Source organism: Opitutales bacterium, assembly GCA_013215165.1.
Taxonomy (GTDB): Bacteria; Verrucomicrobiota; Verrucomicrobiia; order Opitutales; family JABSRG01; genus JABSRG01.
In genome coordinates this window covers 23529-50389 of the sequence record JABSRG010000004.1, presented here as the reverse complement: position 1 = coordinate 50389, position 26861 = coordinate 23529, and the positions used below count along the sequence as shown (strand labels likewise).

24 protein-coding genes are annotated in these 26861 nt (G+C 50.2%); 15 read left to right on the top strand and 9 right to left on the bottom strand.

Annotated elements, in window-relative coordinates:
• Window positions 1–37 precede the first annotated feature (37 nt).
• Both ilvE and deoC read left to right on the top strand, forming a co-directional pair.
• A complete protein-coding gene (gene ilvE, locus HRU10_00920) occupies window positions 38–904 on the top strand; it encodes a branched-chain-amino-acid transaminase (protein NRA25795.1) in 867 nt (288 codons plus the stop codon).
• Between the two features lie 13 nt (window positions 905–917).
• A complete protein-coding gene (gene deoC, locus HRU10_00915; protein NRA25794.1) occupies window positions 918–1592 on the top strand; it encodes a deoxyribose-phosphate aldolase in 675 nt (224 codons plus the stop codon).
• A 9-nt stretch (window positions 1593–1601) separates the two neighbouring features.
• On the opposite strand, the gene HRU10_00910 is transcribed toward deoC, so the two are convergent.
• The 7 genes from HRU10_00910 to fmt form a co-directional block, all read right to left on the bottom strand.
• A complete protein-coding gene (locus HRU10_00910) occupies window positions 1602–2459 on the bottom strand; it encodes a response regulator (protein ID NRA25793.1) in 858 nt (285 codons plus the stop codon).
• A gap of 1 nt (window position 2460) precedes the next feature.
• A complete protein-coding gene (locus HRU10_00905; protein ID NRA25792.1) occupies window positions 2461–3480 on the bottom strand; it encodes a HAMP domain-containing histidine kinase in 1020 nt (339 codons plus the stop codon).
• Entirely contained in the window at window positions 3446–5758 is a 2313-nt protein-coding gene (locus HRU10_00900; protein ID NRA25791.1) for a response regulator, read from the bottom strand. Before HRU10_00900 ends, HRU10_00905 begins: the two co-directional genes overlap by 35 nt.
• Window positions 5759–5900: 142 nt before the next feature.
• Complete coding sequence (locus tag HRU10_00895; GenBank protein ID NRA25790.1) at window positions 5901–7154, bottom strand: L-rhamnose isomerase; 1254 nt, start codon at window positions 7152–7154, stop codon at window positions 5901–5903.
• A 42-nt stretch (window positions 7155–7196) separates the two neighbouring features.
• Window positions 7197–8132, bottom strand: coding sequence for a ParB/RepB/Spo0J family partition protein (locus HRU10_00890; GenBank protein NRA25789.1), 936 nt, complete (start codon window positions 8130–8132; stop codon window positions 7197–7199).
• Window positions 8133–8142: 10 nt separating this feature from the next.
• Window positions 8143–8757: a LysM peptidoglycan-binding domain-containing protein gene (locus HRU10_00885; protein ID NRA25788.1), complete on the bottom strand. Its 615-nt coding sequence runs from the start codon at window positions 8755–8757 to the stop codon at window positions 8143–8145.
• A gap of 48 nt (window positions 8758–8805) precedes the next feature.
• Entirely contained in the window at window positions 8806–9807 is a 1002-nt protein-coding gene (gene fmt, locus HRU10_00880; GenBank protein ID NRA25787.1) for a methionyl-tRNA formyltransferase, read from the bottom strand.
• Window positions 9808–9895: 88 nt separating this feature from the next.
• On the opposite strand from fmt, the gene HRU10_00875 reads away from it, so the two are divergent.
• The 6 genes from HRU10_00875 to HRU10_00850 all read left to right on the top strand — a co-directional run bounded on the left by HRU10_00875 (window position 9896) and on the right by HRU10_00850 (window position 15038).
• Complete coding sequence (locus tag HRU10_00875) at window positions 9896–10393, top strand: hypothetical protein (protein NRA25786.1); 498 nt, start codon at window positions 9896–9898, stop codon at window positions 10391–10393.
• A 43-nt stretch (window positions 10394–10436) separates the two neighbouring features.
• Entirely contained in the window at window positions 10437–10877 is a 441-nt protein-coding gene (locus HRU10_00870; protein NRA25785.1) for a YHS domain protein, read from the top strand.
• Between the two features lie 138 nt (window positions 10878–11015).
• Window positions 11016–12029: a D-alanine--D-alanine ligase gene (locus HRU10_00865; protein ID NRA25784.1), complete on the top strand. Its 1014-nt coding sequence runs from the start codon at window positions 11016–11018 to the stop codon at window positions 12027–12029.
• 18 nt (window positions 12030–12047) lie between these two features.
• Window positions 12048–13820, top strand: coding sequence for a GNAT family N-acetyltransferase (locus tag HRU10_00860; protein ID NRA25783.1), 1773 nt, complete (start codon window positions 12048–12050; stop codon window positions 13818–13820).
• The gene (locus HRU10_00855; GenBank protein ID NRA25782.1) at window positions 13810–14310 is read left to right on the top strand and encodes a hypothetical protein; all 501 of its coding nucleotides are present in this window, start codon (window positions 13810–13812) and stop codon (window positions 14308–14310) included. Before HRU10_00860 ends, HRU10_00855 begins: the two co-directional genes overlap by 11 nt.
• A gap of 17 nt (window positions 14311–14327) precedes the next feature.
• On the top strand, window positions 14328–15038 hold the full coding sequence (locus tag HRU10_00850; GenBank protein NRA25781.1) for an NRDE family protein: 711 nt from the start codon (window positions 14328–14330) through the stop codon (window positions 15036–15038).
• 30 nt (window positions 15039–15068) lie between these two features.
• Here the strand turns inward: HRU10_00850 and HRU10_00845 are convergent, their stop codons facing one another.
• Window positions 15069–15230 (bottom strand): hypothetical protein, encoded by a 162-nt coding sequence (locus HRU10_00845; protein NRA25780.1) that lies wholly within the window; start codon window positions 15228–15230, stop codon window positions 15069–15071.
• 708 nt (window positions 15231–15938) lie between these two features.
• On the opposite strand from HRU10_00845, the gene HRU10_00840 reads away from it, so the two are divergent.
• The 3 genes from HRU10_00840 to HRU10_00830 all read left to right on the top strand — a co-directional run bounded on the left by HRU10_00840 (window position 15939) and on the right by HRU10_00830 (window position 19301).
• Window positions 15939–16649 (top strand): divalent cation transporter, encoded by a 711-nt coding sequence (locus tag HRU10_00840; GenBank protein ID NRA25779.1) that lies wholly within the window; start codon window positions 15939–15941, stop codon window positions 16647–16649.
• 819 nt (window positions 16650–17468) lie between these two features.
• The gene (locus HRU10_00835; GenBank protein ID NRA25778.1) at window positions 17469–17894 is read left to right on the top strand and encodes a hypothetical protein; all 426 of its coding nucleotides are present in this window, start codon (window positions 17469–17471) and stop codon (window positions 17892–17894) included.
• Window positions 17895–18707: 813 nt separating this feature from the next.
• Window positions 18708–19301: a hypothetical protein gene (locus tag HRU10_00830; protein NRA25777.1), complete on the top strand. Its 594-nt coding sequence runs from the start codon at window positions 18708–18710 to the stop codon at window positions 19299–19301.
• Window positions 19302–20303: 1002 nt separating this feature from the next.
• On the opposite strand, the gene HRU10_00825 is transcribed toward HRU10_00830, so the two are convergent.
• The gene (locus HRU10_00825) at window positions 20304–20768 is read right to left on the bottom strand and encodes an EVE domain-containing protein (GenBank protein ID NRA25776.1); all 465 of its coding nucleotides are present in this window, start codon (window positions 20766–20768) and stop codon (window positions 20304–20306) included.
• Between the two features lie 121 nt (window positions 20769–20889).
• On the opposite strand from HRU10_00825, the gene trkA reads away from it, so the two are divergent.
• From trkA to HRU10_00805, 4 genes are all read left to right on the top strand, one after another.
• On the top strand, window positions 20890–22242 hold the full coding sequence (trkA, locus tag HRU10_00820) for a Trk system potassium transporter TrkA (protein NRA25775.1): 1353 nt from the start codon (window positions 20890–20892) through the stop codon (window positions 22240–22242).
• A 3-nt stretch (window positions 22243–22245) separates the two neighbouring features.
• A complete protein-coding gene (locus HRU10_00815) occupies window positions 22246–23724 on the top strand; it encodes a TrkH family potassium uptake protein (protein ID NRA25774.1) in 1479 nt (492 codons plus the stop codon).
• Between the two features lie 83 nt (window positions 23725–23807).
• The gene (locus tag HRU10_00810) at window positions 23808–25067 is read left to right on the top strand and encodes a glycosyltransferase family 4 protein (protein ID NRA25773.1); all 1260 of its coding nucleotides are present in this window, start codon (window positions 23808–23810) and stop codon (window positions 25065–25067) included.
• An 18-nt stretch (window positions 25068–25085) separates the two neighbouring features.
• Window positions 25086–26831 (top strand): alpha-amylase, encoded by a 1746-nt coding sequence (locus HRU10_00805; GenBank protein NRA25772.1) that lies wholly within the window; start codon window positions 25086–25088, stop codon window positions 26829–26831.
• The last annotated feature ends 30 nt before the right edge of the window (window positions 26832–26861 follow it).

Here is a 26861-nt window from a genome sequence, read left to right as displayed (position 1 = left end):
GATTGGCTCCGGCTTGGTTTATCGGTAGGTTTTAGTCATGAAAATCTACTTAAACAATCAGCTCGTCGATGAGAAGGACGCCAAGGTCTCGGTCTTTGACCATGGTCTTTTGTATGGTGACGGGATCTTTGAAGGGATCCGTCTCTATGACGGCTGTGTGTTTCTGCTAGATGAGCACTTGGAGCGCTTTGAATATTCGGCCAAGGCCATCTTGCTCAAGATGCCCTGGAGCAGGGCGGAGATTGCTGAGGCAATCTGTGAGACTTGCCGTGCTAACGATCTGAAAGACGGCTATATACGCCTTGTTGCAACACGGGGTGTGGGAACCTTGGGATTATCGATTCACAACTGCGTCGAGCCACAGCTCATCATCATCGCAGATAAGATACAGCTCTACCCAGTAGAATTTTATGAGAAAGGGCTGGAGATCATCACTGTTCCTTCACGCCGGATAAACCCGGCAGCTTTGCCTCCCATGGTAAAGTCGCTCAATTATCTCAACAATATCTTAGCCAAGATCGAATGTCAGCAGCTTGGTTATCACGAGGCCATAATGATGAATGACCAGGGCTATGTCGCCGAGTGCACGGGGGACAACATTTTCATCGTACATAAAGGTAAACTCTATACTCCTGAAACTAGCGCAGGGGCGCTCAAGGGTATTACGCGTGATTTTGTTATGGGCATTGCTGGCGAACTCGGAGTTGAGGTAGTTGAAGGTAATCTCACGCGATACGACATGTGGTGTGCCGATGAATGCTTCCTCACGGGCACTGCGGCTGAGATCGTACCGGTCACTGGTATTGATGGTCGGCCTATTGGAGATGCCAAACCCGGTGAACTCACTAAGCAGTTCCTCGAGAAGTTTCGCTCACTCGTCAGCAGTCGCGGCACTAGGATTTAAACGTCCAGACCCTATGAATCTTTCTCGCTATCTGGATGCTGCGGTATTGAAGCCGGAAATGACGCGTGACGACGCGCGCGTTGCGATACAAACCTGCGTCGATCACACGGCCCGGACTGCCTGCGTGCGTCCTTGGGATATCGCCCTGGCTAAGGACCTATGCGCTGGAAGCGAAACGGATGTATGTGTCGTACTCGCCTTTCCGCATGGAGCGACCCTGAGTGCGAGTAAGGCTGATGAAGCCGCGCGTTACATTGACTTGGGGGTCGCTGAGATCGACATGGTCGTCAATTTTGGCCTGGTGAGATCGGGAGATTGGGGTGGTGTTGCCGAGGACATCGAGGCGGTCTCGTCGGTAACCCGGGATGCGGGTGTCCCTCTTAAAGTAATTTTCGAGACGTTTTTTCTCCAGGAAGCTGAAATTATACGAGCGACCGAGGTTAGCATTACTGCCGGTGCGGATTGGGTAAAGACCTCAACAGGATTCGCTGGGGGTGGGGCAACGGTTGAAGCGATTTCGGCTATGCTTATGGCCGCTGACGGCCGCATACAGGTAAAAGCGTCCGGGGGCATTCGCACTGCGGAGCAGGCTCAAGCGTACATCGACATGGGCGTAACTCGTCTGGGAGTAGGCTATAGTTCATGCGCGGCTCTCTGTAATGGCGAGTCGACTAGCGAAGTGTACTGAATCCCTAGGTCAGGGATTTGCTAGATCTTCCAAGGAGCTTACTTCATCGCGCTGCATCGACGCGAGCAGCGTCCGTGCTTGATCGAGTTTGCCAGACTCCATGGCAAGTTTTTCCGAGAGCTCCTCGACGACATTTTCTTGCGATTCAACAAATTGAGTCAATGCACGGGTCGGGGTCGTTGGGGCATCTGACGAATCCTTGCGGAAGACCTTGCGGTTTTCGCCATTGGGGAGTGAGACATACCCGTCACAAATCAGTGCTTTAGCAGTCACTTTTTTGGGCTTCACTTCGACTAGGCGCAATGGGTATTCGGGTGCGACGGTGTAGATTGTTTTTCCGTTCGTTTCGAGATCCCATTTCTGTGTTAGCGAACTTGCGATTTGTTGCACTTCCTCCGGCTCAAAAGGTTTTCGGAGGATCAAGAGGTTATCGCGCTGGCCAAACTGACGGCGAATAGTATCCCAGCTGACATCGGAGTAAGCCGAACAGATGACAATTTGAAGACGTGGATCAGATGCCCATAGCCGCTCAATGGTTTCTAAACCATTCCAGCCTGGCGGCATCCTCATGTCTACGAAGGCAACGGATATTGGGTTGGCGGTTTCCAAGTGCTTTTCGACTAGAGCAAGGCCCTCTTTACCGCCCATTGCGTGCTTTAGTTCAAAACTCTCTTCTGTGACTACTTCATCAGTTCCATTCGTACCCTCATCTTCTTCGAAAAGTAATGCTGCTGCGGCATCAAGCGCTTCACCAGCTTCGTCCTGCTCTTGATCGAGTATACGCTTAAAGTCTTCATGGATACTCGGATTGTCATCGATGATGAGGACATGGCGGTTCATGGTATCATTTCTGGTTTCCTCAGGCATATCAATCATGGGACGTGTGGACTGTTGGGGTGCAGGGTATGAACACGCTAAATCGGGCCCCATAGCCGATTCCTTCGCTGAATGCCTCGATATATCCTCCCAATTCTTCAGAGATTTTGCGGCAGCTGTGTAAGCCGAAGCCGTGTCCTGATTTTTTGGTTGTGAAGCCGTGTCGAAATAGCATTTCGAACTGCTCTGGGCTGATGCCAGTCCCGGAGTCTTCAACCTCAATGCAGGCCATGTTATCGGGAGTTTGCCAGGTCCGCAGGATGACTCGCCGGGTGGGCTGCGTTTTTCTGGAGCAGGCCTCCTTGGCATTTGAGATAAAGTTCACGACGACTTGAATGAGCTTGTGCTTATCGGTCTCGGCGATGATGCCAGGTTCAAAGTGCGTTACGAGTTCAATGCTGTGACGATTAAAAGAATGCTGATGTAACAGGATGGCCTCTTCGACGACCGACTCCATTTCAACTGGTTCAATTGATCTATGTGTGTTGCTCTTTTTCGCTAGATTTTGCTGCACACGTGTCAGCTCTTTCATGTGAGAAACGTATTGTTGAAGTTCCATCACTTCAGTGTGAGATTTCTCGATGTCCTCTTTCAGCACTTGAGTCAATTTATCTAGATAATCGGGTATATGCTTTCCTTTCGGATGCTCGCTAAGAAATTTGCTTTCGCTAGCATGCTCTTGAATCATCAGACAAAGGCGCTCAAGGCCGCTAACTTTAGAATTTGAGAGACGATCTTCGAGCATGAGGATGGATATATTTAGGCTGTTGAGGACATTGCCTAAATTGTGGATGATGCCACTGATCATCTCTGTCGTGTTGGCCTTTTCTGCAAGAACGGCCATTTCTTCCATCAGATCTCGGATAGCCTCTTCGGCGGTATGTTCTACGCCGTCTTTGCTACCTCGAGTCACTATTCGCGTGACCTCTGGAAGCTCACGGGTGGAAAGCTTTATGCCAGGTGGGCTAGGAGAAGCCTCAGCCACGTACGCCTCCTTCAGTTGATCGCTCATTGAGCCAACGCTTCAGCGCGATAGAAATCGCTGACGGCTTTGCTGGTTTCGGTAGGTAGTCATTCATCCCCGCATCGTAGCAATTCTTAATTTCCTCATCTATTACGCACGCAGTCATCGCTATTATAGGGATCGCCCTTCCTTGCCGGTTCTTGAGATCGTATTCTCGAATTTTTCGCGTTGCGTCGAATCCGTCCATCACGGGCATATTACAATCCATCAAGGCGAGATCGTATTCTCCACTGCGTAACATTTCGATGGCTTCGGCGCCATCTCCAGCGACATCTGCTGTAATGCCCATACGCTTTAGGATCATTTTCGTCACACGTTGGTTTACGACATTGTCTTCGACGAGAAGGACGTGGCCTGAGAGCTCTTCTACGACATAGCGTTCATCCGTGGACGGGATTTGGCGACGCATACGGACGAGTTGACGTGTGATTACCGGTGTGTCGGCATGGAATTCACGTTCGCGGCAGATAAGTGTGAGGGCGTAGACAAACTCATAAACATCTACGGGCATGGTCATGTGGCCTCTGATGTTGAAAGGTCGTGCCTCGTCCGCTGTTGGATTTCGATAAGTATGTGAAATGATGATCTTAGCAATGGAGCATCGTTTTTCTCGGTCCATCTCTCCGCATAACTCTTTCACCTGTTCCGTGAGTTCGTCCACGTTGATTACCGCGATGTCGAGCTCATGGACATCAGCCTTCTCTGCATATTCCTGAACGCTCGAATAGACAAAGACGCCTCCCGCGTAATTCCGCATACAATCCACCAGATGGACTGAGTCTCCACGGAGATCGATAACGTGGAAATCGCGAGTCTCCATCTCTGAAGTATTGATCCGCATATTTTGATTTTCAGGATCGGTTGCTTCAGAAAAGGGAAGTGTAACGCGGAATTGGCTTCCTTTGCCGATGGTACTCTCAACTTGGATATTGCCTCCCATTAGGGTAGCGAGCCGCCGGCTAATTTGTAGTCCAAGTCCAGTTCCTCCAAATTGGCGTGCAGTCGAGCTATCTGCCTGACGATACTCAGAGAAGAGATTCTTTTGCGAATCTTCCGATATACCTGGGCCGCTATCGTCTACAGTGATCGTAAATAGTTTTTCTTTGTCCTTACCCTCTGAGAAATTTACTGAGACGTATACTTGGCCTTCGTCGGTGAATTTGACAGCATTCGAGACTAAGTTGGTCAAAATCTGCTTAAAGCGTGTCGGGTCGCCTACCACACGAGTGGGAACCCAAAACGGATATGAAAACCAGAGCCCGATACCTTTTTCGTGAGCTTTTCGACCAAACAGCTGAATCACATCATTGATGCAGGTCTGGAGATCGAAACGAATGCTCTCCAATTCCATTTTGCCAGCCTCGATCTTTGAAAATTCGAGGATGTCGTTGATCATGTTAAGCAGATGATCGGTGGACGAATTCAGGGTCGTTACCATCTCGACAGCCTCTTCAGAGAGTTCAAGAGACTGAAGTGTTTCTGCGAGGCCGATTACTGCGTTAAGCGGCGTGCGGATCTCATGACTCATACCTGCTAGGAACCGGCTCTTCGCCTCGCTGGCTTCGATTGCTTGGTTGCGCGCTTCTACGAGGCTGTCTTGGGTCTTAAGGAGTTCTGATGTACGGACTTTAACGAGTTCCGCGAGTTCCGTTTCACGGATTTTCGCGGTCTGCTTTAAAAACCATTTTTCAGTCAAAGCGACTGCCATCTGCCAGACTTCAGAGGTGTCAAAAGGCTTTTTAAGTATGAGCACGCGGTCAGAATCTGCTTGGCCAATTTTATCCATGGTCTCCGCCCACGTGAAGTCACTGTATGCGGTGCTGATTACAAAGTGCATATCCGGGTCGATACGCATGATCGCCTGGATGGTTTGCAAACCGTCCCAGCCGGGCGGCATCCGCATGTCTACGAAGGCGAGTTGGAAAGGCTCCCCTTTATCTCTGGCATCTTTGGCTAAATTATATCCGTCTTCACCCTGAGGGGCGAAAGCGAGTTCAAATTCGTATTCCTGGTTGGCCTCACCTTTCTCTGTTTTACCATCTGATTCATCTTCGTCATCGAATAGAAAATCCTCCATTTCGCCGAGGAGGTCATCCTCGGGCTCGGGGCGCAGGATGCGTTCATAGTCATTGAGCACGCTTTCGGTGTCGTCGATGAGCAAGACCCGACGGCGAAACTGGCGGAAGAAGTTATCCTTCAGCTCGGTTTCATTCTTTAAGAGGTCGTTTTCCTCCTCAGGACTAGGCGGGTCCAGCAGGTTATCCATACCCGTCAAACGTCGACACGGCTAGGGATAAACTTTAAAAGCGAGTGCAAAAATAGGGAGAATGTATGAGCAACGCTATTACACCGAAAAAACCTCCCGCTGATTCTGACTAATCGATAGCAAAAGAGAATGAGTGATGGCCTTAACGAGCGCTCAACACGTTGCGCTCATATGTTTTGATCTCGTCCATCCAGGCAAACTCCGAGGGCACGCCGGAGCGCTCGAGATACGCATTCCATACTACCTGAGAGGGAAGATATTTTGAAGCCTCGAGCCAAGCCAAGCGCGCGGTATAGTCTCCGTCTGCCTCGGCTGCTTCGAGTTTTGCGGTTGGCTCTAAGAGCGCGTTGAGTAGGGCTTTGCGAACGGAGCGCACACCGATTACCCAAGCGGCCACGCGGTTGATCGAGGCGTCGAAGAAATCGAGCCCGATCGCAGTGCGCTCGAGGTAACCTCCTCGCACGACTTCGCTCACTGCAGCTTGTGTGGCATCGTCGACGATCACCACGTGATCACTGTCCCACCGGACGCCGCGGCTCAGGTGGAAAAGTAGACCAGGGACAAATTGCATCACAGAGCTGATTTTGTCTGCCAGGGTTTCCGTGGGGTGGAAATGGCCCGCATCGAGACACAGGGTCATCTGATTTTTCACTGCGTAGCTGAGGTAGAATTCGTGGCTACCCACGACGTAGGATTCTGATGCGATCCCAAACAGCTTACATTCCACAGCATCGATGTTAGTCCCTGGATCGATTTTTTCCGCAAAGATCTTATCCAGCGATGCTTCGAGATGCTGTCGGTGGATTCGGCGGTTGATCGGCGTGTCCTTATAACCATCTGGAATCCAGAAATTTGTCACTACGGTCTCACCTACTGCCTTGCCTAAAGACTCTGCGATTTTGCGGCAGGCTATGCCATGTTCGATCCAATATTCACGAATGCCTACGTCTAAACTGGCGAGTGTGAATCCGTCGTCGGATTTTGGATGGGAGAAGTAGGTTGGATTGAAATCCAGCTTCACATCTTGGCTATTGGCCCAATCTGCCCAGCCAGCAAAATTTTCGGGTGTGATGGCGTTGCGTTCGGGCAATGTGCCAAAGAAATCTCCGTAACTGGCGTGAAGATTAAAACGCTTTTTGCCGGGAATGAGCGAGAAGGCTTTTTCTGCGTCCGATTGAAGCTCTGCGATGCTGCGCGCTTTGCCCATGTAGTTTCCGGTGACAACGGCACCGCCGCTGCCAAGTTTTGCGTCGGGCTTCTCGAACCCGGCTACATCGTCGCCCTGCCAGCAGGGTATGGAAATCGGGATAGCGTCGAGCTGGGAGAGCACGGCTTCAACATCGATGCCGAGGGCGGCGTATTCTTCCTTGGCGTAATCAAACACTTTTGAGTCCATAAATTAGTTTGGGTTGTCTAGGTTGGGAAGGAGTTCGGGATTCTATTCGCTGCTTAGCCCGAGTCGTTCGAGGACACGTTGGAGGTCATCATTGCCGAAATATTCGATAACGATTTTGCCCTTCTTGGCTGAGTGCTTCAGCGATACAGGCGTGTTAAGCTGAGAAGCTAATTTGCGCTCAAGGTCAGCTACAGCAGCGTTTTCGCTTTTGCCTGATTGGGAATGTTTACCTCCGCTGCCGTCTTTAAGGCGCTTCAAGGCTTTTTCAGCTTCACGCACGCTCATGCCTTGCTCGATGATGCGCTGTGCCAGCATCTCGCGTTCGGCCGGTTCGCTCAGCCCTAGGATGACTTTTGCATGGCCTGTGGAAATAAGTCCTTTTGCCAGATAGCCCTGGATTTTCTCATCTAAATTGAGCAAACGCAGCGAGTTGGCGACGGTCGCACGGCCTTTGCCGACTCGTTCCGAGGCCTCTTCCTGGGTGAGATCAAAATCGCCTATCAAGCTGGCAAAACCGTAGGCTTCCTCAATCGGATTCAGGCCTTCGCGCTGTAGATTTTCTATCAGGGCCAAGGCAGCGCTAGACGCGTCGCTGGCAGTAATAATACGTGCGGGTATCTTGAGGATTTTTAGGAATTGGAAGGCCCGTAGACGGCGCTCTCCGGCAATGAGCTCGAATTTGCCGTCCTTTTCTCGAACGACGACGGGCTGGAGCAGTCCTTCTGCGCGAATAGAGTGAGCCAGTTCCATTATCTGGTCTTGGCGGAACTCTCGGCGTGGCTGATATGGATTGCTTACAACTTTGGACACGCTGATCTCCACCAACTGGAAGGTGCTGCTGGTAGGAGGAGTCTTCGCAGCTTCTGCCTTAGAAGGGGCGTTCGCCTTTTTGGCTGGAGATTTTTTGGGTGCCGCGGATACCCCTCCAGAAATTAAGCTACCCAATCCACGTCCCAATCTGCTTTTCGACTGCGCCATAGTGTAAAAATCAGTCAGCTTGAGGGATGAACAGAGTTTGGCCAACTCGAAGTTTCGTGGGATCAGCAATCTTGTTTGCTTTTTGAATCCAGATCACCCGCGATTTCATTTTCTGAGCGATCCCACTTAAGGTATCACCGCTGATCACCTCGTAGGGCAGACCACCGACCGGGTAGTCATCGTCAAAAACGATACTTGGCTGAGTCGGCGCTGCTGGTTGGGTCTGGCTGACCTGTCCGAGGGCATTGAGCGTCTTGCTGATTTGAGCGGTGAGTAGGTCGATTTGATCAGCAACTGTGGTGAGCACCTCTTTCTTGAGCGCTTGATCTGATGTGGTGATGGCCCTTTCGATACGAGTCACTTCTGAGTCGAGCTTCTCGCCGAGAACGAGCATCTGAGCGCGCAGTGCATCGCTATTTCTCAATCGTTCGATGAGGGCCTGGTTTTCACCGCGCAGCGTGTCGATTTCTAAGCGTAAGGCGCGCACCTCGCGCGTGAGGAGTCCAAGGTCTTGAGCCATGTTTGCGACTCTGAGACGTAGATCGTCAGACTGAGCCCAAAGGGATGCAGTCGTGATGCAAAATAAAGGAAAAAAGCGAGTGAAGGTGCGAAGTAGAAAAGTCATGAAAATTTAAACATCGAAACGCTTCGGTGCGTTCAAATCTATTTTGAATTACTGAGTATTTCTAACCTGCGTATAACCGTATGGTTGCGCCGTGATCACGGGTTCCGAGGGAACCCAATTTGCCCGCATGCCCACTGTCAGATTGTAGCCATTTAGGAAGTCTTTGGTGGGGAGCATCTTACCTCCAGGGCGCTGCAGCTTCTGTGGAAAGATGGCATCCTCGCCACACTGTATGCCCAGCCCTGGGTCGGTTTCGATTACGGTACCAGCAGTTGCGTCTATGCCGCGCCCGATTTTGACTCCCTCGACCTTGATGTTATCGTCGCCAAAACGTATCACCGTTCCAGGCCAGGGCGAAAATGCTCGGGAGCGTCGTTCGATTTCTTGAGCGGAGAGTGAGAAATCGATGATTCCATCGGCCTTGAACAGCCTCCGCACAAAGCTTGCTGATTTGTGATCCTGTTCATCGAGTGGTGCTGTTCCGTCGAAGACTCTCGAGAGAGCACGATCGAGAAGGGCTGGACACGCATGAGCCATACGAGTGCGCAAAATAGGCGCGGTGTCGTCGGGATAAATCGGGATCTTCTCAACGTCTACAACGGGCCCAGCATCCATCTTCTTGACGAGCCGCATCAGCGATACTCCCGTTTCCGTCAAACCATCTAAAATCGAAGCTTCGACAGGACATGCCCCGCGGTAGCTTGGAAGGATCGATCCATGAAGGTTCAGCGTGCCATAGCTCGGAGCATCGAGCAGGTCCTGTTTAAGGAAGTGTCCATATGCCATCACCAAACAGAGATCGATGGACTGCTCCCGGAACCATCGCACGGTCTCAGCTCCAAGCCTTTCGGGCTGATGAACCTGGATATTCTTCGCTTCAGCCCAAATCTTGACTTCATTCGGTGTGAGTTTTTTGCCGCGCCCAACACGCCGATCCGGTTGCGTGAAAACGGCGACTAATTCGAGTCCATTATCAGGAGCGTTGCTCCATTCCAATGCTGGTAGAGCGATGGGATCGGAGGCCATGAATACGATGCGGCGGGTTTGCATGAGGCGTATGATGCGCTGTAGAGAGCGAACAAATCAACCGTTGTCAGGGCGGCAGAGGAATAAAATCAATCGGATCTTGATCAAAATTGTGGGATTTTGGTCTTATCCCTTGTGGATCGTAGCCTCCGACAACGCCTCTCTCGCCATGATTTTTTCCAACAGATTCTACCGATTCATTCGGAGTCATGTTCAGGCATTTGACCTGTTGTCAGGTATTCTAGCTGCCTTGGTTTACGGCGGCTGGGCAGTCTTTGTAAATTGGGGAGATGGCGTGAGGATCGCGGCCGTTACTGGCTCGGTGCAGGCGAGCTATGCGTTCACCTCGACCTTATTTCTCACCTATATCGTGCGGCAAGTCTACCTAAAGTTGGGGCGTGCATTGTGGGGCATGGTCACGGGCTTCATGGTAGGTTTAACCATTATTGTGAGCCTTCCTTGGGCGCTTCAGTCTTTGGTCGGGAATCCCAATACCTTGGCGACGATTTTACCGGGAATTATTTGGGGGAGTATCTATGTAGTGGGGTTCTTGTGTTACCTAGAGTTTTACCAAGGGGAAAGAGCCAAGCTACTTCGAGTTCGGGAATAAGTTTTCGGATGTATCCGTCTGATACCGCATGAAGTATTCACATATTTGTCTCTGCCTCTTCTTAGTCTTCTCAGGAAGCTTCCTACAAGCGGACTCTCCGATCTACACGGGATTGTTTGGCAAAACAGCATTGGGCGGTTATGACGCCGTTTCTTATTATTCAGAGGATAATCAGCCGGTGAAGGGCTCAAAGAGGCACAAGCTTACGTGGCGCAGCGCTACATGGTTGTTCGCAAGTGAAGAGAATAAAATGAGTTTCGAAGCTGATCCAGAAGCTTTTGCTCCTCAGTTCGGTGGCTACTGTGCTTGGGCTGTGGCTCAGGGTAAATTAGCCAAAGGCGATCCCAAAGTTTTCACAGTTCTCGATGGGAAACTTTACCTGAACTACAACCGCGATATCGATCAAGCCTGGCAGGAAAATCGCGCCGCCTTCATAGAGACTGCAAATGAAACCTACCCAAAGCTAGTCGACCTGAAAGAATAAGCTCCCTCGCGCACTCCCCCCCGCATGTCCAGCGTAGACTCAACACCGCCTTCTGTAGATTTTGATCGAGCATTCCAAAGTGCTTCGACGACGGATGGTCGGCAGGTTTCATTTTTTGAGTTTTGGCCCACTTGGGTGATGTATGCGCCGGTCGCGGTTCAATGGATTCTTCTGACTGTATGGTATCGTTCGTTTACGCTCCCATTCTTGGCCAACCCCAATGTGCCGGTTGCGGGCATGGTAGGGATGCCCAAAAGCACATTACTCGGACAGGCTACGGGTAAAGCCGCCGAGGTGATTCTTCCCTGGATTATCTACGCCGTGGGGAATCGGCCTTTGTCACAGCAGCTGGATACCTGTTTAAAAAGCGCGGAAGCCATCGGCATTACTCTGCCTTTTGTGTGTAAGCCTGATATCGGCTGCCGTGGGGTGGGTGTGAAGCTGATCAAGAGTCGCGATCAGCTAGCCGAGGTCATTTCTCTGTATCCAAAGGGAGCTCAACTCGTATGCCAGCAACTAGCATCTTGGGAGCCGGAAGTAGGCATCTTTTACGTAAAAAATCCAGAGACAGGTGAGGTCTCGATTCCCTCAATGACGTTTAAGTATACACCGCACGTCGTCGGTGATGGGCAACGCACTCTGAGTGAATTGGTCGAGGCAGATCCGCGAGCTGGGCAGTTGCAGCATCTATATCACGCGCGTTTCCGTGAGCGCTGGTCTGAGGTGCCCGAGTCCGGTGAGGTCGTGAAGCTTGTCTTTTCTGCGAGTCACAGCAAAGGCGCCATCTTCAAAAATGCTTCTGAATTTATTACCGAGGCGCTGCGACTTCGTGTCGCTGAAATCATGGCGGACATCCCAGAATTTTTCTATGGCCGCCTCGATGTGAAATTTCGCGATGTCGCATCTCTGAAATTGGGCGAGACTCTAGAGGTCGTCGAAATCAATGGTGCCAGCTCAGAATCTATTCATATCTGGGACAAAGATACCTCGCTCCTGACTGCATTCAAGGAACTGACCTGGCAGTACCGCACACTTTTTAAAATTGGCGCCCATCACCGTCGAAACGGTCTCCGCCCTCCGCGTTTGGGCTATTTCTTAGAACGGCTACGCGAGGAGCGGCGTTTGACGCGGAACTATCCGCTGACGGATTGATCCGTAGAAGTGGTAACTGTGAAGAATATCCGAGACAATCCACTCAGCGTATGGCGTCAACAAGGTCCCCTGGCGCGCACTGCTCTCAAACACATTTCGCGAGTCGACGCTTTGGAGGCCTGGTATGAAGAGTGGCTGCGGGAACATTCATCAAGCTATGGAAAGCATGGGCCGTTCCTCGATTTCGTATTGGGCAAGCTGAAGCTAGATGTGACAGTACATCATCGAGAGCTGTTGGATGCAGTGCCAGATTCGGGACCGCTCTTCATCGTAGCAAATCATCCACTGGGAGGGGTTGAAGGAATGTTGATTGCCCAGATGCTTCTGAAAATAAGACCCGACTTGAAGGTTTTGACCAATGACTTACTCAAGATTTTTCCTGAGTTTCATGAGCTTTTTATCGGTGTGGATGTGCTCAGTCCCGGTAAGCAAATCGAGAATGGCAAAGGTGTGCGCGCAGTCATTAAGCACGTCCATAAGGGTGGAGCTGTCCTGATCTTTCCAGCCGGTACAGTATCCACCATTGAAGTGCCGTCAATGAGTGTCACTGATGTGAACTGGAATCCTATGATCACACGCCTGGCGATGCGACTGCAGGTCCCGCTCCTTCCGATGTTTGTAGCTGGAAAAAATGGAAACGCCTTCTACCTTTCCGCCTTTATCCACAAACGGTTGCGCACCCTATTACTCCCTAGAGCTATGATCAAGAAGCAGGGGAGCCGCCTCGATCTCTATGTCGGACGCATGGTTCCAGCGCGCGATTTGGCTGTGTTCAAGGATCCCGAAACAGCGACGGGATTTCTCAGACTTACCTGTGAGCTTCTAAAAGATAACAAATCTATTGAGGAAAAATCTGGAGCCAATATCGATGCTCTTTGTCCAGACTTAGACGCAGCGTTGCTGCGGGATCATCTGTCTAAGCAAAGCACTTACCGGCTGATCGAACGGGGCGATTTTGAAGTCTACGCGATGCCGCATGATAAAATGGGACCGGTCATGCGCCAGTTGGCTATCGAACGTGAGCGAACCTTCCGTAATGTCGACGAAGGGACGGGACTTGCCCTGGATAGCGACCGTTTCGATCCGCTCTATGATCATCTCTTACTCTGGGATCGGGTGAAGGGGCGAATCGCCGGCGGATACCGCCTGGGCCGGGTAGATCAGATCGTCAAACAAGCTGGACTGGCTGGTGTCTACAGTCATTCGCTTTTTAGATATGACCAACGTTTCTTGGACTCGATTGGTGCCGCCATCGAGGCGGGTCGCTCGTTTGTGGCTTCTGAGTATCAGCGACGCCCTGACGCTCTCGAGCTCCTGTGGAAAGGCATCGGAAGCTACACTGTCCGGCATCGCGGCTATCACACCCTGTTTGGTTGCGTGAGTATCTCACCTCAGTATTCGCGTTTAGCCAGCTGTTTGTTACGCGACTCGCTTCTCAAATATTATGGTAGCGAGGAATCGCTTAAAAAGATTGTGCGAGCCCGCAATCCAATCGAGCTCAATCAGCGTCCTTGGACAGATAAGCAACTCGAGGGACTTTATACGATTCCCGTATTGAACAAGTTGTTGGGGTGCGTCGATTCCGCTCTGAAAGTCCCGGTATTGATACGCCATTACCTCGCGCTCAATGGCAAGTTCGTCTCTTTCACGGTTAACCAAGACTTTAATCACTCACTCGATGGACTCATCGTCCTCGACTTACGCCAAATGCCCAAGCGGCACCTCAAGCGTTATTTCGGACTAGAAGATTCGAGCTATTTCTCACAACCCGAACCAGAACATGTTGCTTAGTGCTCTCATTGATACCCTGAGCCAGATCGAAGAGATCCTGGATGCCATCCTTAAATTGCCCGATAATCAAACGGCGGTGCTTTATATCGACACTCGAGTCGGCAGTCATGTGCGTCATGCCCTTGACCATTACAAGGCCCTGCTACTTCTCGAAGACAGCGATGTAGTAGACTACAATTTACGGAGTCGTCAGAGCCCTATGGAGACGGATGTCGATGCTGCGAAACGGGAGATTGCGATTATCCGCGAGCAACTGTGTATGTTTACCTACAAAGATCGAAGTGTGCGTGTGGTCTCTGAGATCAGTTGTAGCGAAACCGAAGTCGGCGAGTTTGAATCCTTTCTCTTCCGCGAGATCCTCTGGGTGGTCAATCACACCATTCATCACGCCGCCATGATTAAGGTGCTACTTGGACAACGGGGCTTATGCCTAGCGGACCACATTGGTTTAGCCCCAGCGACTGCAAGCTATGAGAGAGGCAACGACTGATGTGCACCCTGTCAGTAGTGCCATACCAAGACTCTATCGTTATATCGGTGAACCGCGATGAGCTGCGTTCACGTGTGGAGTCACATCATATGGAAACGAACTCGGAGTATTGTTATCCAGTCGATGAAGAGTCGAGGGGGACATGGTTGGGCGCGCATGCTGAAGGCGTGGTCTTCGCCATACTCAATCGCTATCAAGATGAGAACGCTCAACCAGGCCAGATTTCGCGAGGTGGGATTATTCCAATTCTCTTGAAGGCGGATGAATCCGTATCGCTTGTTCGGCTTAAAGACTATTTCAGACTTTCTGATTTTAGCCCCTTCGATTGCGTCCGCGTGGATCGATATAGTGTGGAGATAGCCTCATGGGATGGCGTTCAGTTAGATGTTCAGAGAAAACAACTCCCCCTGTGCCTGACCTCATCATCGGAGCGTCTTGATGAGGTGAGACGTTATCGATATCAGCTTTGGGAGCACTTTCGAGCTCAGGGAGAACTCAGTCCACAAAGGGTGTTGAACGAATTTCACACGATTACCAGCGAAGCGCATCCCCGCGATTCTGTGCGCGTGGATAGGCCCCTGACGCACACAAAGAGTATTTCTCAGGTTGTCATCAATGCACACCAAGTAGACTTCCGCTATTGGCCAGAGTGGGCATTGGCGACAAGCAGTCGACTGAATGAAGGTGACGCTACGTCTCATCGGTTTTGTTATGCAGATGTAGACTGAGCGAATCTATAAAGTGAGCGGTGGGTATGATTACCAGCCCATGCAGAGTTTTTTGAGGTTTCCACTGACGCAGTCTAGGGCAGTAATCGAGGCGATAGTCTGCTCTTTGTTTGCGCGATGTTGTCTCCTTTTCATGCCCTTCAAGCGCTTCCCTCCATCGCCGTCAATGATTGGAGGGGCACGCTTTGACATGATCCATAGCCTGAGCAAAGTCAGACAATCCAAGCGGCTGAATTTGTGCAGATTGCGCTAACAAACATACCTGCACCCTCGGCCTCGATCTTGGAAAAGCTATGCATGCCCTATGCGTTCTAAATCCCACAGCAGCCCAGAATAAAGAATCTGTGCCCAAACAGCAAACACCTCGCGCCCGCTTCGCTCGAGACGAGTGGCAAAGATAAAGTATGATATAGGCATTCACTGACAGATCATCCCTATCGCATCCTTCCTGCTTGTTAGCTATTGAATAGAAAATATGCTGTTCCAATGCCAACATCCAACCTCCGCCACTGGAAGGCCATATCCAGTCGGCGGCTCTAATATAGGATAACACGGCCATCAGGGTGCCTCAGCAGTACACGAAATGAAGATAATAATCGGAGCGGGTGAACAGAGTTGGGACGGTTGAAGAGCCACCCAAGGTAATGAATTATCGCTCCAAGAATATCACGACGAAGAAGGGAATTTGAAATAAACGATTGGAATGAAAAAGAGGCACCGATTTACAGATCTTCAAAACTTGATCGCAGAAACCAAAGCGGGTCGATCCACTTTGCCTCAATCATCCTCGATGCAACAAAACGAACTGCAACAAGTCGTGCCATTCCAGAAAAGTCCAAGTAGCTTGCGCTACTTTTTGCCTTTGAACTTCACTCTTATCCCATATGACCAAGCAGTCGCATGAATGAAGTAACGACTGTTGTTGCCCTTACGTTGATGGCAGGCATTGCGATGCCTGTGGGGGCGCTTCTTGCATGTGCGGATAGCATTCATCCGAATTGGATGAACTCTGAGATGCGGCATGGGATTATTGCGTTTGGTGGAGGCGCACTCCTGTCAGCGATTGCACTTGTGCTGGTGCCGGAGGGGATTGAATCGGTTTCGATTCCGCTAGCTGCGACTTGTTTTGCGGGTGGCGGGCTCGCATTTCTTGCGCTCGATGTGCTACTCGACAAAATCAAGAGCCCGGGCGGGCAGTTAGTGGCAATGCTGTCGGACTTCGTTCCTGAGGCGATTGCACTGGGTGCATCATTGGCTTCGGGAAGCCCGACTGCAAAGTTATTGGCCGCAATGATCGCCATTCAAAATTTGCCGGAGGGCTTTAACGCATACCGCGAAATGACCTTGAACAGCAAGAAGTCCGGTCGACGCGTGATAGTCGCATTCTTTGCTATGGCTTTGCTGGGCCCATGTGCTGGACTCAGTGGCTATTACATCCTTGCTTCATACGACACCCTTGTCTCCTGCATGATGCTGTTTGCGAGCGGTGGTATTCTTTATCTCGTTTTTCAAGATATAGCTCCCGAGGCGCGATTGCAGCGACGATGGATGCCCGCCATGGGGGCGGTGTTCGGATTTCTGCTCGGTCTCCTCGGGAAGATGCTTGTGTGATTGGCAGGATAACAAGAATGAATGAGAAGGCGGCAGAAAACCCGATCTCTTCTCGTTTTGGAAAATTCCAGAGCGTTCTGTATTGTAATTGGCGCATAGCAATTCAACCACGTATTCGGCGGCGGCGAAGCGCCGCCCTCCATCGCCGTCAATGATTGGAGGGGCACGCTTTGACGTGACCCATAGCCTAAGCAAAGTTAGACAATCCAAGCGACTGAATTTGTGCAGATTTCGCTGACAAAGACACTTACTCCTACGGCCTCGATCTTGGAAACGCTACGCATGCTTTGTGCGTTTTAAATCCCACAGAATCCGAGGACAAAGAATCTGTGCTCAAACAGCAAACATCTCACGCCCGCTTCGCTCAAGACACAGAGGCGCAGAGGATATGTCGAATGACAAATAGTTCACGGGTAGCTCAATTGCGATACTGTTTGGCCAGTGTTTGACCAATCGTCGGCGATTCTGGAAAGCAGTCGAAAATATTGATAGTTTGAGCTGAATCCTCGCTGCATGAAGATAGCAGGGAAAAATTTAGCGTTTATTCGCGTTCATCAGCGGATAGATCCGAATGCGAGCAACCCCAACAAGCCACAGCCTATCCCGATCGAAGCGGACTTTTTCGCAAAAGGCCTCCAGGCACTATCTTTTTCCTAGCCCCAATATACCAAAGTACTTTTAAAAGCTATCCATCCGCGCACGCGAAGCACATAACCAAGCACATCATGTTCAGCCACTTCCATCTCGCCATCACAACAAACATAAATCCCCAGAATTATCAGGACGATTCGTTGATATAATATTAACTGTTCTGCAAAAGTGAAAAAATATATTGTGAGTCTCATCTTATCCATTTTGGTGGTTCTGATATTCGGGTGGGCTCTTTATGGCGTTTTCGTTGTTGGCGACAAAGTGAAGTCTTCGAAGTCGAAAGCTTTTTTTGATTCTTTAGGTACTGCAATGATTGCCTATGAGATAGAGCTAGGACATAGGTTGACTTACAGTGATCTCCCTAACCTTGTGAATATGCTGGAAGGCGATAATTCAAAGGGAGCTTTTATTTACCAATTTGATCCAAAGAACATAGATGAATTGGGGGTCATCCGCGACTCTTTCGGAAACGGGGTCATTATGGCGATTGAGCAGGATTGCTTTGTTTTTCTTTCATACGGTCCAGATAGAGTATCTTCCGCTCATCGGATTGATAGTGATGACATCGTTCATAGGGTATGCAGATCCGAGTAGGCAGAACAAGCCGGAGTAAGTAACAGCGATTGTTCCCGGCGCGAGATGCGCTTTTGGAGAATGGGATGAAATGTTTGGTTCCAATTCAGATAAAGCTTCCATCGCTGCACTTATCCTTTAGCGTTATGCGAACTCTCTCACAGTAGCTCCTTCGGTTATGGATTCATTTTTTATTGGTATAGGTTCGGGATTTGTCGTCTCTCTGGTGTTTCTATTTTTCCTCTTTAGTCTTCGGCCGAAGATCAAAATATCACCTTTCATTGCGAGGCGTGGAACGGGAGATGATCGCGAGTATGGTTTCAAGTTTGTCAATAAAGGCTTTTTCCCAATCATTGACATTAAGGTTATGCTTCGTACTCGAAGGACAAAAAATGTTGCTGATGGGAAGATCTACAGAGCTCAAAAAATTCAGGGAGGCACTGTTTGGAGGATAGAGGGTTGTCGACCGAGTGATAAAGAGCATCGTTATGCGCAACGTTTCTACAAGAAATTCGACTTGGAGTCGAAGTGAGACGATGCCGATTCTGAACTAGAGTTATTGGTGATGGCTTCTCATTAATTGAGCGGTTTCTCAACTGTGGCTAAAAAGACTTGGTTTAAGAAAAAGTCTTCTATTGTTGATGGAGAGCATCTGTTATGAAAGAAGCTAGAAGTTGAGTGAGGTTCGGATACCGGATAGCATAACAAGATGTAGTAAGTGACACCGATTTGGGCTGTGCGCGGGACGGTTTTGTGAAGTGGGATGACGGTATGGTTGCAGGTTGAATAGCCTTGCCATCGGTGACACTTATACTTTGCGTTAGCAAAAAGAATATGAAAGTAATAAATAGCCCTATCGTAATCACAATAATTGTCATCGTTTCCGCATTCACTTTGAAATCGCAGATGAAGCCAGACTTCGCTTCAGAAATTCGAGGTGCTTATGATGAACTGATTTCAATCGCACAAGATGCGAGTGGCGACGCGGAGAAAACAAAAGCGATACAAGACTTCGCAGAGCAAATCGCATCACAATTAAAAACTGGATTTAGTAGCGGATTCTCATCGAAGGACGATGAGGAGAGCCGTGATGAAAAATTCTTGCGTATTAAAAAGAATGTTCACGTGACCGGCGTTAAAGAGATTCAGTCTGAATGGAAAGGCAGGCAGGCCATAATGTTTCGATTAGAAAATAAAAGTGAATATGCGATTTCGCAGATTAAGGTTAACCTAGAGTTCTACAGAAACGGTGAATTGGTAGATGTTAAAAATGAACATATACATGACATTGAGGTGTTGGATTCTGGTGAAAGTTTTACTGCGAAAGAGGAGAGAAATACTCCTAATCATCTCACAGAAGAAGAGAAAGCTGGCTTTGCCTTTGACCAGGTAACAGTTGCTGTCACATCCTTCCAAATTGTAGAATAACAAATGCTATCCAGACGCTTCAGGACAACTCGCTTCGCTCGCGCCTGAGCTCGACGTCCGCTAAAGGAATGCGTAAAAATCCACCCCCTGATTTCGTTCCAGCAATCTGATAAAAACCAACAATCACATAAGCTATGCCACACGGACCCAAAACATTCCCTTTAGAGTTGCGACACACATACCGAGTAAATCGGGAAGACGAGCGAACAGCATCAACAGTCTTCAGAACTCAAGTCACAGTAAACTGGGACTTTAACAGATTAACCGCCGGCGAAAAACCAATCTCATATTCAGGGGACAGATGGCTCGGCGCCGGACAAGGCCCACTTGATATTTTTGAACGCTCTAACACTGGAAGCTATAAAAAAATTGGGACTGTTAAGTGGGAAATAGTGAAAGAGTATAAACATACGATTCAGACACGTAATTCAGGCTCCGAATTCAAAAATGTCTACACCGTTATAATTAGGATGATTGAGACATACACGCCTTCAGATGGATTGCCTCAAATAACTGAACTCGACAATACTGCAGTCGGGAACGATAGATATGGCAGTTGGCAGCCATCACCTCAAAGCTAGGGGAACTGATGTTTTCGCCTCATCACAGAAGCTGGAGAGCGAACAAGAATGAATGAGAAGGCAGCATGGAACTTGATCCCTTCTCGTTATGGAAAATTTCAGAGCGTTCTGCATTTGAGTTGGTGCATAGCAATACAACCACGCTGTCGGCGGCGGCGAAGCGCCGCTCTCCACCGCCCTCAATGAATGGAGGGGCACGCTTTGAAGTGACCCATAGCCCAAGCAAAGTCAGGCAATCCAAGCGACTGAATGTGTGCAGATTGCACCAACAAAGACACCGATACCCTCGGCCCCGATCTTGGAAACACTACGCATGCTCCATGTGTTATAGATTCTACCCGAGAGATCTGCGCAGGGGTGGTCGGAGTGATGATTTAGGGAAGGTCAAGTGTCTAGATGATGAGTCGCTGTGGGGCATCCCTCAAAGCCCAGCCAGCTCGAGGACTTTTTTGTAATGCGAGGCTTCGACTGGCTGGATCGATAGGCGTTGGCCGCGTTTGATGACGAGCATGCCGTCCAGCTCGGGAGTCACCTTGAGTGTGTCGAGTGCTACTGGGGTGTTGAATTTTTGAACAAACTTCACGTCTACCATAAGCCAGCGCGGATTGTTTGGATCTGACTTAGGGTCATAGTAGTTGCTTTTTTTGTCGAAAGCGAGGGGGTCGGGGTAGGCTGCGCTGACGATTTCGGCGATTCCGACGACGCCAGGTGGTTTGCAGCGTGAATGGTAGAAGAGCACGCGGTCGCCGATCTGCATCGAATCGCGCATGAAATTGCGAGCTTGGTAGTTGCGCACGCCGTCCCAGGGTTCGGTCTGCTCGGGGCATGCTGCCAGATCATCAATGGAAAATACATCCGGCTCGGACTTCATCAGCCAATAGTTCATGACTCCAATCAGGAGGAGGAATAGGAATTGTTCAATGCACGAAGTGCGTTGTTCGGTGACGGATTTGGGCGTTTTTCCTTCACCTGTAGTCGTATTCACCTAGCGTGCGCAGAGTTTTGCTATGAAGATCATTGTCGTCGGAGCCGGCGAAGTAGGCTTTTATTTAAGCGATCTCCTCAGTCGTCAGGGTCATGAGGTGACGGTGATTGAGTCTTCCGAGCACCGCGCTGCGATGCTGGACGAGGAGGTGAATGCCAAGGTGTATCTGGGTAGTGGAAGCACAGCCGCAATGATCAAGCGGGCTGGTGTCGAGGACTGCGATTTCTTCTTGGCGATGACGAGTGATGATAAAACCAATATCATCGCATGCTCGTTGGCCAAAGCCTTGGGACTGAAGGTGCAGACGATTGCACGGATCCACGATCAGACCTTTTCGGATAATTCTATCGTCAATTATCAGCACCATTTCGGGATCGATCACGTGATTATCCCGGAGGCTCTATGTGCTGTTGAACTCGCTAAAGCGATGCGCAATCCTGGTCGCCTGGCGGTGGAAAATATCGCGCGTGGGCAGATCGAGGTGCAACAGGTGCAGGTGAGCGAGCGTTCACGTTACGCCGATAAGACACTGCGTGAAATCCGTATCGAGGATGGCGTTCGCATCGGATTTGTCAGGAAGGACAAAGAGGTAATGGTGCCCACTGCCGATACCACGCTTAAACCTGGGATGTGGGTAGCATTGTTTGGGCATCCGAATGCTGTTACTGAGGAGCGAGCGCGTGTCGATCCCGCTCACCGACTTCAAAAAGTTCGGGTCGTTTTATTTGGTGCTACCGAAACTGCTATAGCCTTGGTGCGCCTACTCAATAATCCGCGTTTTCGAGTCCGGATTATCGAGCGAGATTCTAAATTATGTGATCAGCTTGCCCAGCAGTTTGATCATGTGACGATCATTAATGGAGATGCCACGACTCTGAGGATCCTCGAAGAGGAACAGGTCGATGGGGCGGACTATTTTGTGGCCTGCACTAAGGATGATGAGGACAACATCATGACGAGTCTTCAGGTGTCGCGTTTGGGAACGAAACATGTCCAGCTAGTGATCAATCGGGCTGATTACCAAGAGGTCATCAATACCCTTAAGACAACACTTGGAGTCGAGTTGATCGTATCGCCTCGGCTGGCGACAGCCCATGAGGTAATGCGCCTGATATCTACCGATGACCTCTTGGAGATAGCAACGTTGGGTAATTCTGACACGCGTATGGTGGAGGCCAAAATTCCAGCAGACAGCAAGCAGGGGAATAAAACGCTGCGTGAGATCGCATGGCCACCGGGGACTGTGGTCGTTGCGCTCATGCATAAGTATCAAGCTAAGGTGCCGGGGCCCGATGACAAAATTCTCCCGGGAGATCGTATTGTGACGATCGTGCGTCAGGAGAACATGCGTGAGCTGTCTGAGCTCTTGAAGTAGGCAATGAATTACCGGCTCATATCGAGGCTTCTGGGTTATACGACTTTTGCGCTTACTGCTGCGCTGATCGTCTCAGCTCTATGTGGCATCGTCTATTGGGGCGATGTAGAGACCGAGCTGGATGCTTTAATCGGTTTTGCTTGGGCGATAGGCATTTCCCTATTTCTCGGGATTGCTTTGGTGGTGGCAGGGAGAGGTGCAGACGACCGATTCTTCCGCAAGGAGGCGTTTGCACTGATTGGAAATTCTTGGCTGATCGCGAGTGTATTGGGTGCAGTGCCCTATTTGATGGTGTTGCCTGGGGTGTCGGTGTCGGATGCTTTTTTTGAATCGGTATCTGGACTGACTACCACGGGTGCCAGTGTGTTTACGGGTTTTGAAACGTGGCCGCGGAGTCTGCTTTTTTGGCGGTGCATGAGCCAGTGGATCGGTGGCTTGGGCGTGGTGGTCTTCTTTGTGGCGATTCTGTCTTCGCTGGGTGCTGGAGCGAAAATGCTGTTTACCAATGAGTCGAGTGGGACTTCCTCTGAGGTAGAGAGCTCGCGTATCCAGAGTGGGGCGATGAATATTCTAAAGCTGTATTTGTTACTTACTCTGACCTGCTGGAGTCTGCTCATGCTGGCGGGCCTCGACTGGTATGAAGGGCTCTGTCACGCCTTCACGACCATCGCCACCGGAGGTTTTAGCACGCGTTCGGATAGCATTGCTGCATTTGCAAACCCTGCTGTCGAGTGGACCATGGTGGTGTTCATGCTTATCGGGGGTACCAGTTTTCTCTGGATGTTGAAAATACTACGTGGTCATTGGCGGCAGGCGTCGCGGAATTCTGAGGTGCGCAGTTATTATATGATTTTCGTTTTGGCCACGGCGCTGATCGCAATCGAACTCGCTGAAGGCGGGCATGCCAGTTCATTGAAAGAAGGGCTTCGCCTCGCGTCCTTTCAGGTCGCTTCTCTGATGACCAGTTCAGGATTTGCTTCTGCGGACTACGATGACTGGATCATGCCTGCCAAGATCGTGCTCCTTTCGGTGATGATTATCGGTGGGTGTTCGGGTTCCACGGCAGGCGGGTATAAGGTGATCCGCATTGTGGTCACGGTCAAAGTGGCTATCCTGAACCTACAGAGATCGATTCGGCCGCACTTGGTGCGTCAGCTTAGGATTCATCAACAACCTCTCAAAGAGTCGGTTCAGTTTGGTGTGATCAGTTACACGGTCGTGCTGCTCTTGAGCACCGCGGCTTCGATTTTTTTACTTTCAGTGTTTGAGCATAATCTGAGCTTTGAGACTACAATTACTGCTGCAATTGCCTGTTTGTTCAACGTGGGTCCTGGCTTCGATCAAGTGGGCCCGACTTCAAGCTACGCTGATATGCTGCCGATTACTAAGGTCTTTCTGTCTATATTAATGATTATGGGTCGTCTCGAACTCTATGCCATCTTGGCGCTTTTATCACCTTCGCTGTGGCGCCGGTTTTCATGATAAAGCGGGTATAACCATTGCTAACATTTTATCGCCTTCACGCTTGTATGACATAAAGCAGGCGGCATTAAACCTAACACAGCATGCCTAAAAACATTGGATTTGTATCAACACGCTTTGCCGGATCAGACGGTGTGTCGCTAGAGAGCGCTAAATGGGCCGAGGTCCTGTGGGATGATCGTCATGTCAGCTATTGGTATAGCGGCCGTAATGATCGTTCGCCAGGACTCAGCTTCTGCGTGCCAGAGGCCTATTTTAGGCATCCGGAGGTGAAGTGGATTAATGACCGTATCTGGGGCGTTTCTCAACGAGATCGTCTCGTGACGCGACGCATTCGAGAACTGGCTAATTACCTGAAAGACTCGCTCTATCGTTTTGTTGAATACCACAAAATCGATATCCTTGTGCCGCAGAATATTCTGGCGATCCCGATGCACGTGCCTTTGGGCATCGCAGTGACAGAGTTTCTAGCTGAGACCAACATGCCTGCCATTGCTCACCACCACGATTTTTATTGGGAGCGGACGCGTTTTAGTGTGGGAGCAATTCAAGACTATCTCGATATGGCATTCCCTGCTTGCTTGCCGAATATTCGCCACGTGGTGATTAATCAAGCAGCCCAGGAACAGTTATCATTTCGGAAAGGGGCGTCTGCTTTTCTCGTTCCAAACGTATTCGACTTCGACAATCCACCAGAGGAGGTGGTCGATCCTTATACTTCTGACTTTCGCGAAGAGATTGGGCTGACCAAGGATGATTTCCTGATCCTTCAGCCTACGCGGATCGTGCCGCGCAAAGGTATCGAGCACGCGATTAAGATGGTATCTATGCTGAATGATCCGCGCTGTAAGCTTGTGATTTCTCACGATGCGGGTGATGAGGGGATGGAATATAAAAACCTATTGGTGGAACTCGCTCGCCAGGAAAATGTTGATCTACGCTTCGTGTCGACTCGGGTGGGGGAAGTCCGCCAATTTGATGCGGAAGGCAAAAAGATTTATACGCTTTGGGACATTTATCCTCATGCGGACTTGGTGACTTACCCCAGCACCTATGAGGGCTTCGGTAACGCTTTGTTAGAGGCGATTTATTTTCTAAAGCCCGTCCTAATTAACCGCTATTCCATCTATATTCAGGATATCGAACCGAAGGGCTTCCGACTCATGGAGATGGATGGATTTGTCACGCAGCACCTGCTCAACGAGGTCAATCGAGTCCTCAACGATCACCAGTACCGCGCTGAGATGGTGATGCACAACTACAAGGTGGCGCGCCGCTTTTATAGCTACAGCGTACTGCGCCGCATCCTCCGCACCGTGATTGGTAGTTTGACTGGATATTAATTTCCCCAACGAATTGTTATGATTATCAAGCTCTTCTCTCAGAAACAGCTCTCCCGCATTCGCAAGCGTTTCCACAAAATCTATGGCAACCAAGCCGACGGCTTGGAGGAACGTTTCTTCATGATGATCGGGCGTTATGGCGTAGGTCTTAATGTCCCGCCAGCGCCGAAGACGCGTTGGAATGAGACGGACGTGGCCCTCATTACGTATGCCAATACTTTGGTCTCCGATGATGGAAAAGAGACGCCGCTCCAGGTGCTGCGCAAATTTGCGGAAAGTGAGCTGAAGGGCGCCACGCCTATCATCCATTTACTGCCATTTTTTCCCTGGTCATCCGATGATGGTTTCTCGGTGATTGATTACCGTGAGGTTGCTGACGAAAACGGGAACTGGCGAGATGTTGAGCAGTTGGGACAAAGCTTCGATCTCGCATTCGATTTCGTCCTGAATCACTGCTCTGGCCAGAGTAGCTGGTTTAAGGATTTCGTTCAGGGCATTCAGCCTGCACGCCACTATTTTCTGACCCTCGATCCGGATACGGATCTTAGTTCGGTCGTGCGTCCGCGCACATCCCCCTTGCTCACCGCCACTTCAACTCGTGATGGCGAGTCGCATGTTTGGACCACCTTTAGTGCCGATCAAGTCGATCTGAATTGGCAAAACCCTGAGGTGTTTTTCGAGTTTCTGGACATTCTCTTTCTCTACATTTCCAAAGGTGTGCGGGTCCTGCGTCTGGATGCTGTGGCATTTCTTTGGAAGAAGATGGGGACGTCCTGCATCCACCTGCCGGAGACACACGAAGTTATCCAACTCTTCCGCGACATTGTAGATGCGCTCGCTCCGAATGTACTCCTGCTTACCGAGACTAATGTCCCCCATGAGGAAAACATCAGTTACTTTGGCGCTGGAAACGAAGCGCACATGGTCTATAACTTTAGCCTGCCTCCACTACTGGTGCACGGCTTGTTGCGCAACGACTCGACTTATCTGACACGGTGGGCCAGTAATTTATCTCTGCCTCCCAAGGGCTGCACTTATTTTAATTTTACTGCGAGTCACGATGGTATCGGTGTGCGGCCTATATCTGGCCTAGTGCCGGATGAGGAGCTAGACTTCTTGGTGGAACAGGTGGAGCAGAAGGGGGGTAAAGTGTCCTATCGAAGCTTGGGTGATGGTACCCAGCTTCCGTATGAGCTGAACATTACCTATGTGTCGATGCTATCAGACTCCGACGCAGAACTCGGCATTCGGCGTCTAATTTGTTCTCAGGCGCTCGCATTGAGCTTCCGAGGCATGCCAGCGGTCTACATCCACACTTTGCTTGGTACGCCAAACTGGCACGAAGGCTTTGCCGAAACGCAGCGGAATCGGACGCTCAATCGCCGTCAGTATAAAATCGGCGAGTTGACTGAAATCATCAGTGATGCAGAGAATGCACAATGCCGGATATTTGGCCTGATGACCAAACTCCTACGCCGTCGAGCAAGTCATCCAGCCTTTCATCCAGATGGGGCTATGATTATTCACGATCTTGGCCCTAAACTCTTTGGTCTGACACGCGTCTCGCCCGATGAGTCAGAGGTGATTATCTGTATCTACAATTTCACTCACGAGCCGCAGACTATTTCCAATCCACAGTCTACACCGCTGCTAAAGGATACGAAAAACTTCTACGACATCTTGTCTGGCAAGACGCTAGGCTCCGGTAAAAAGGGTGTTGTATTGGATCCCTATCAGGCGATGTGGTTGGTGCCACGGAAGTAAGTGGTGGGACCCGGCTGAACAAAGCCGAGA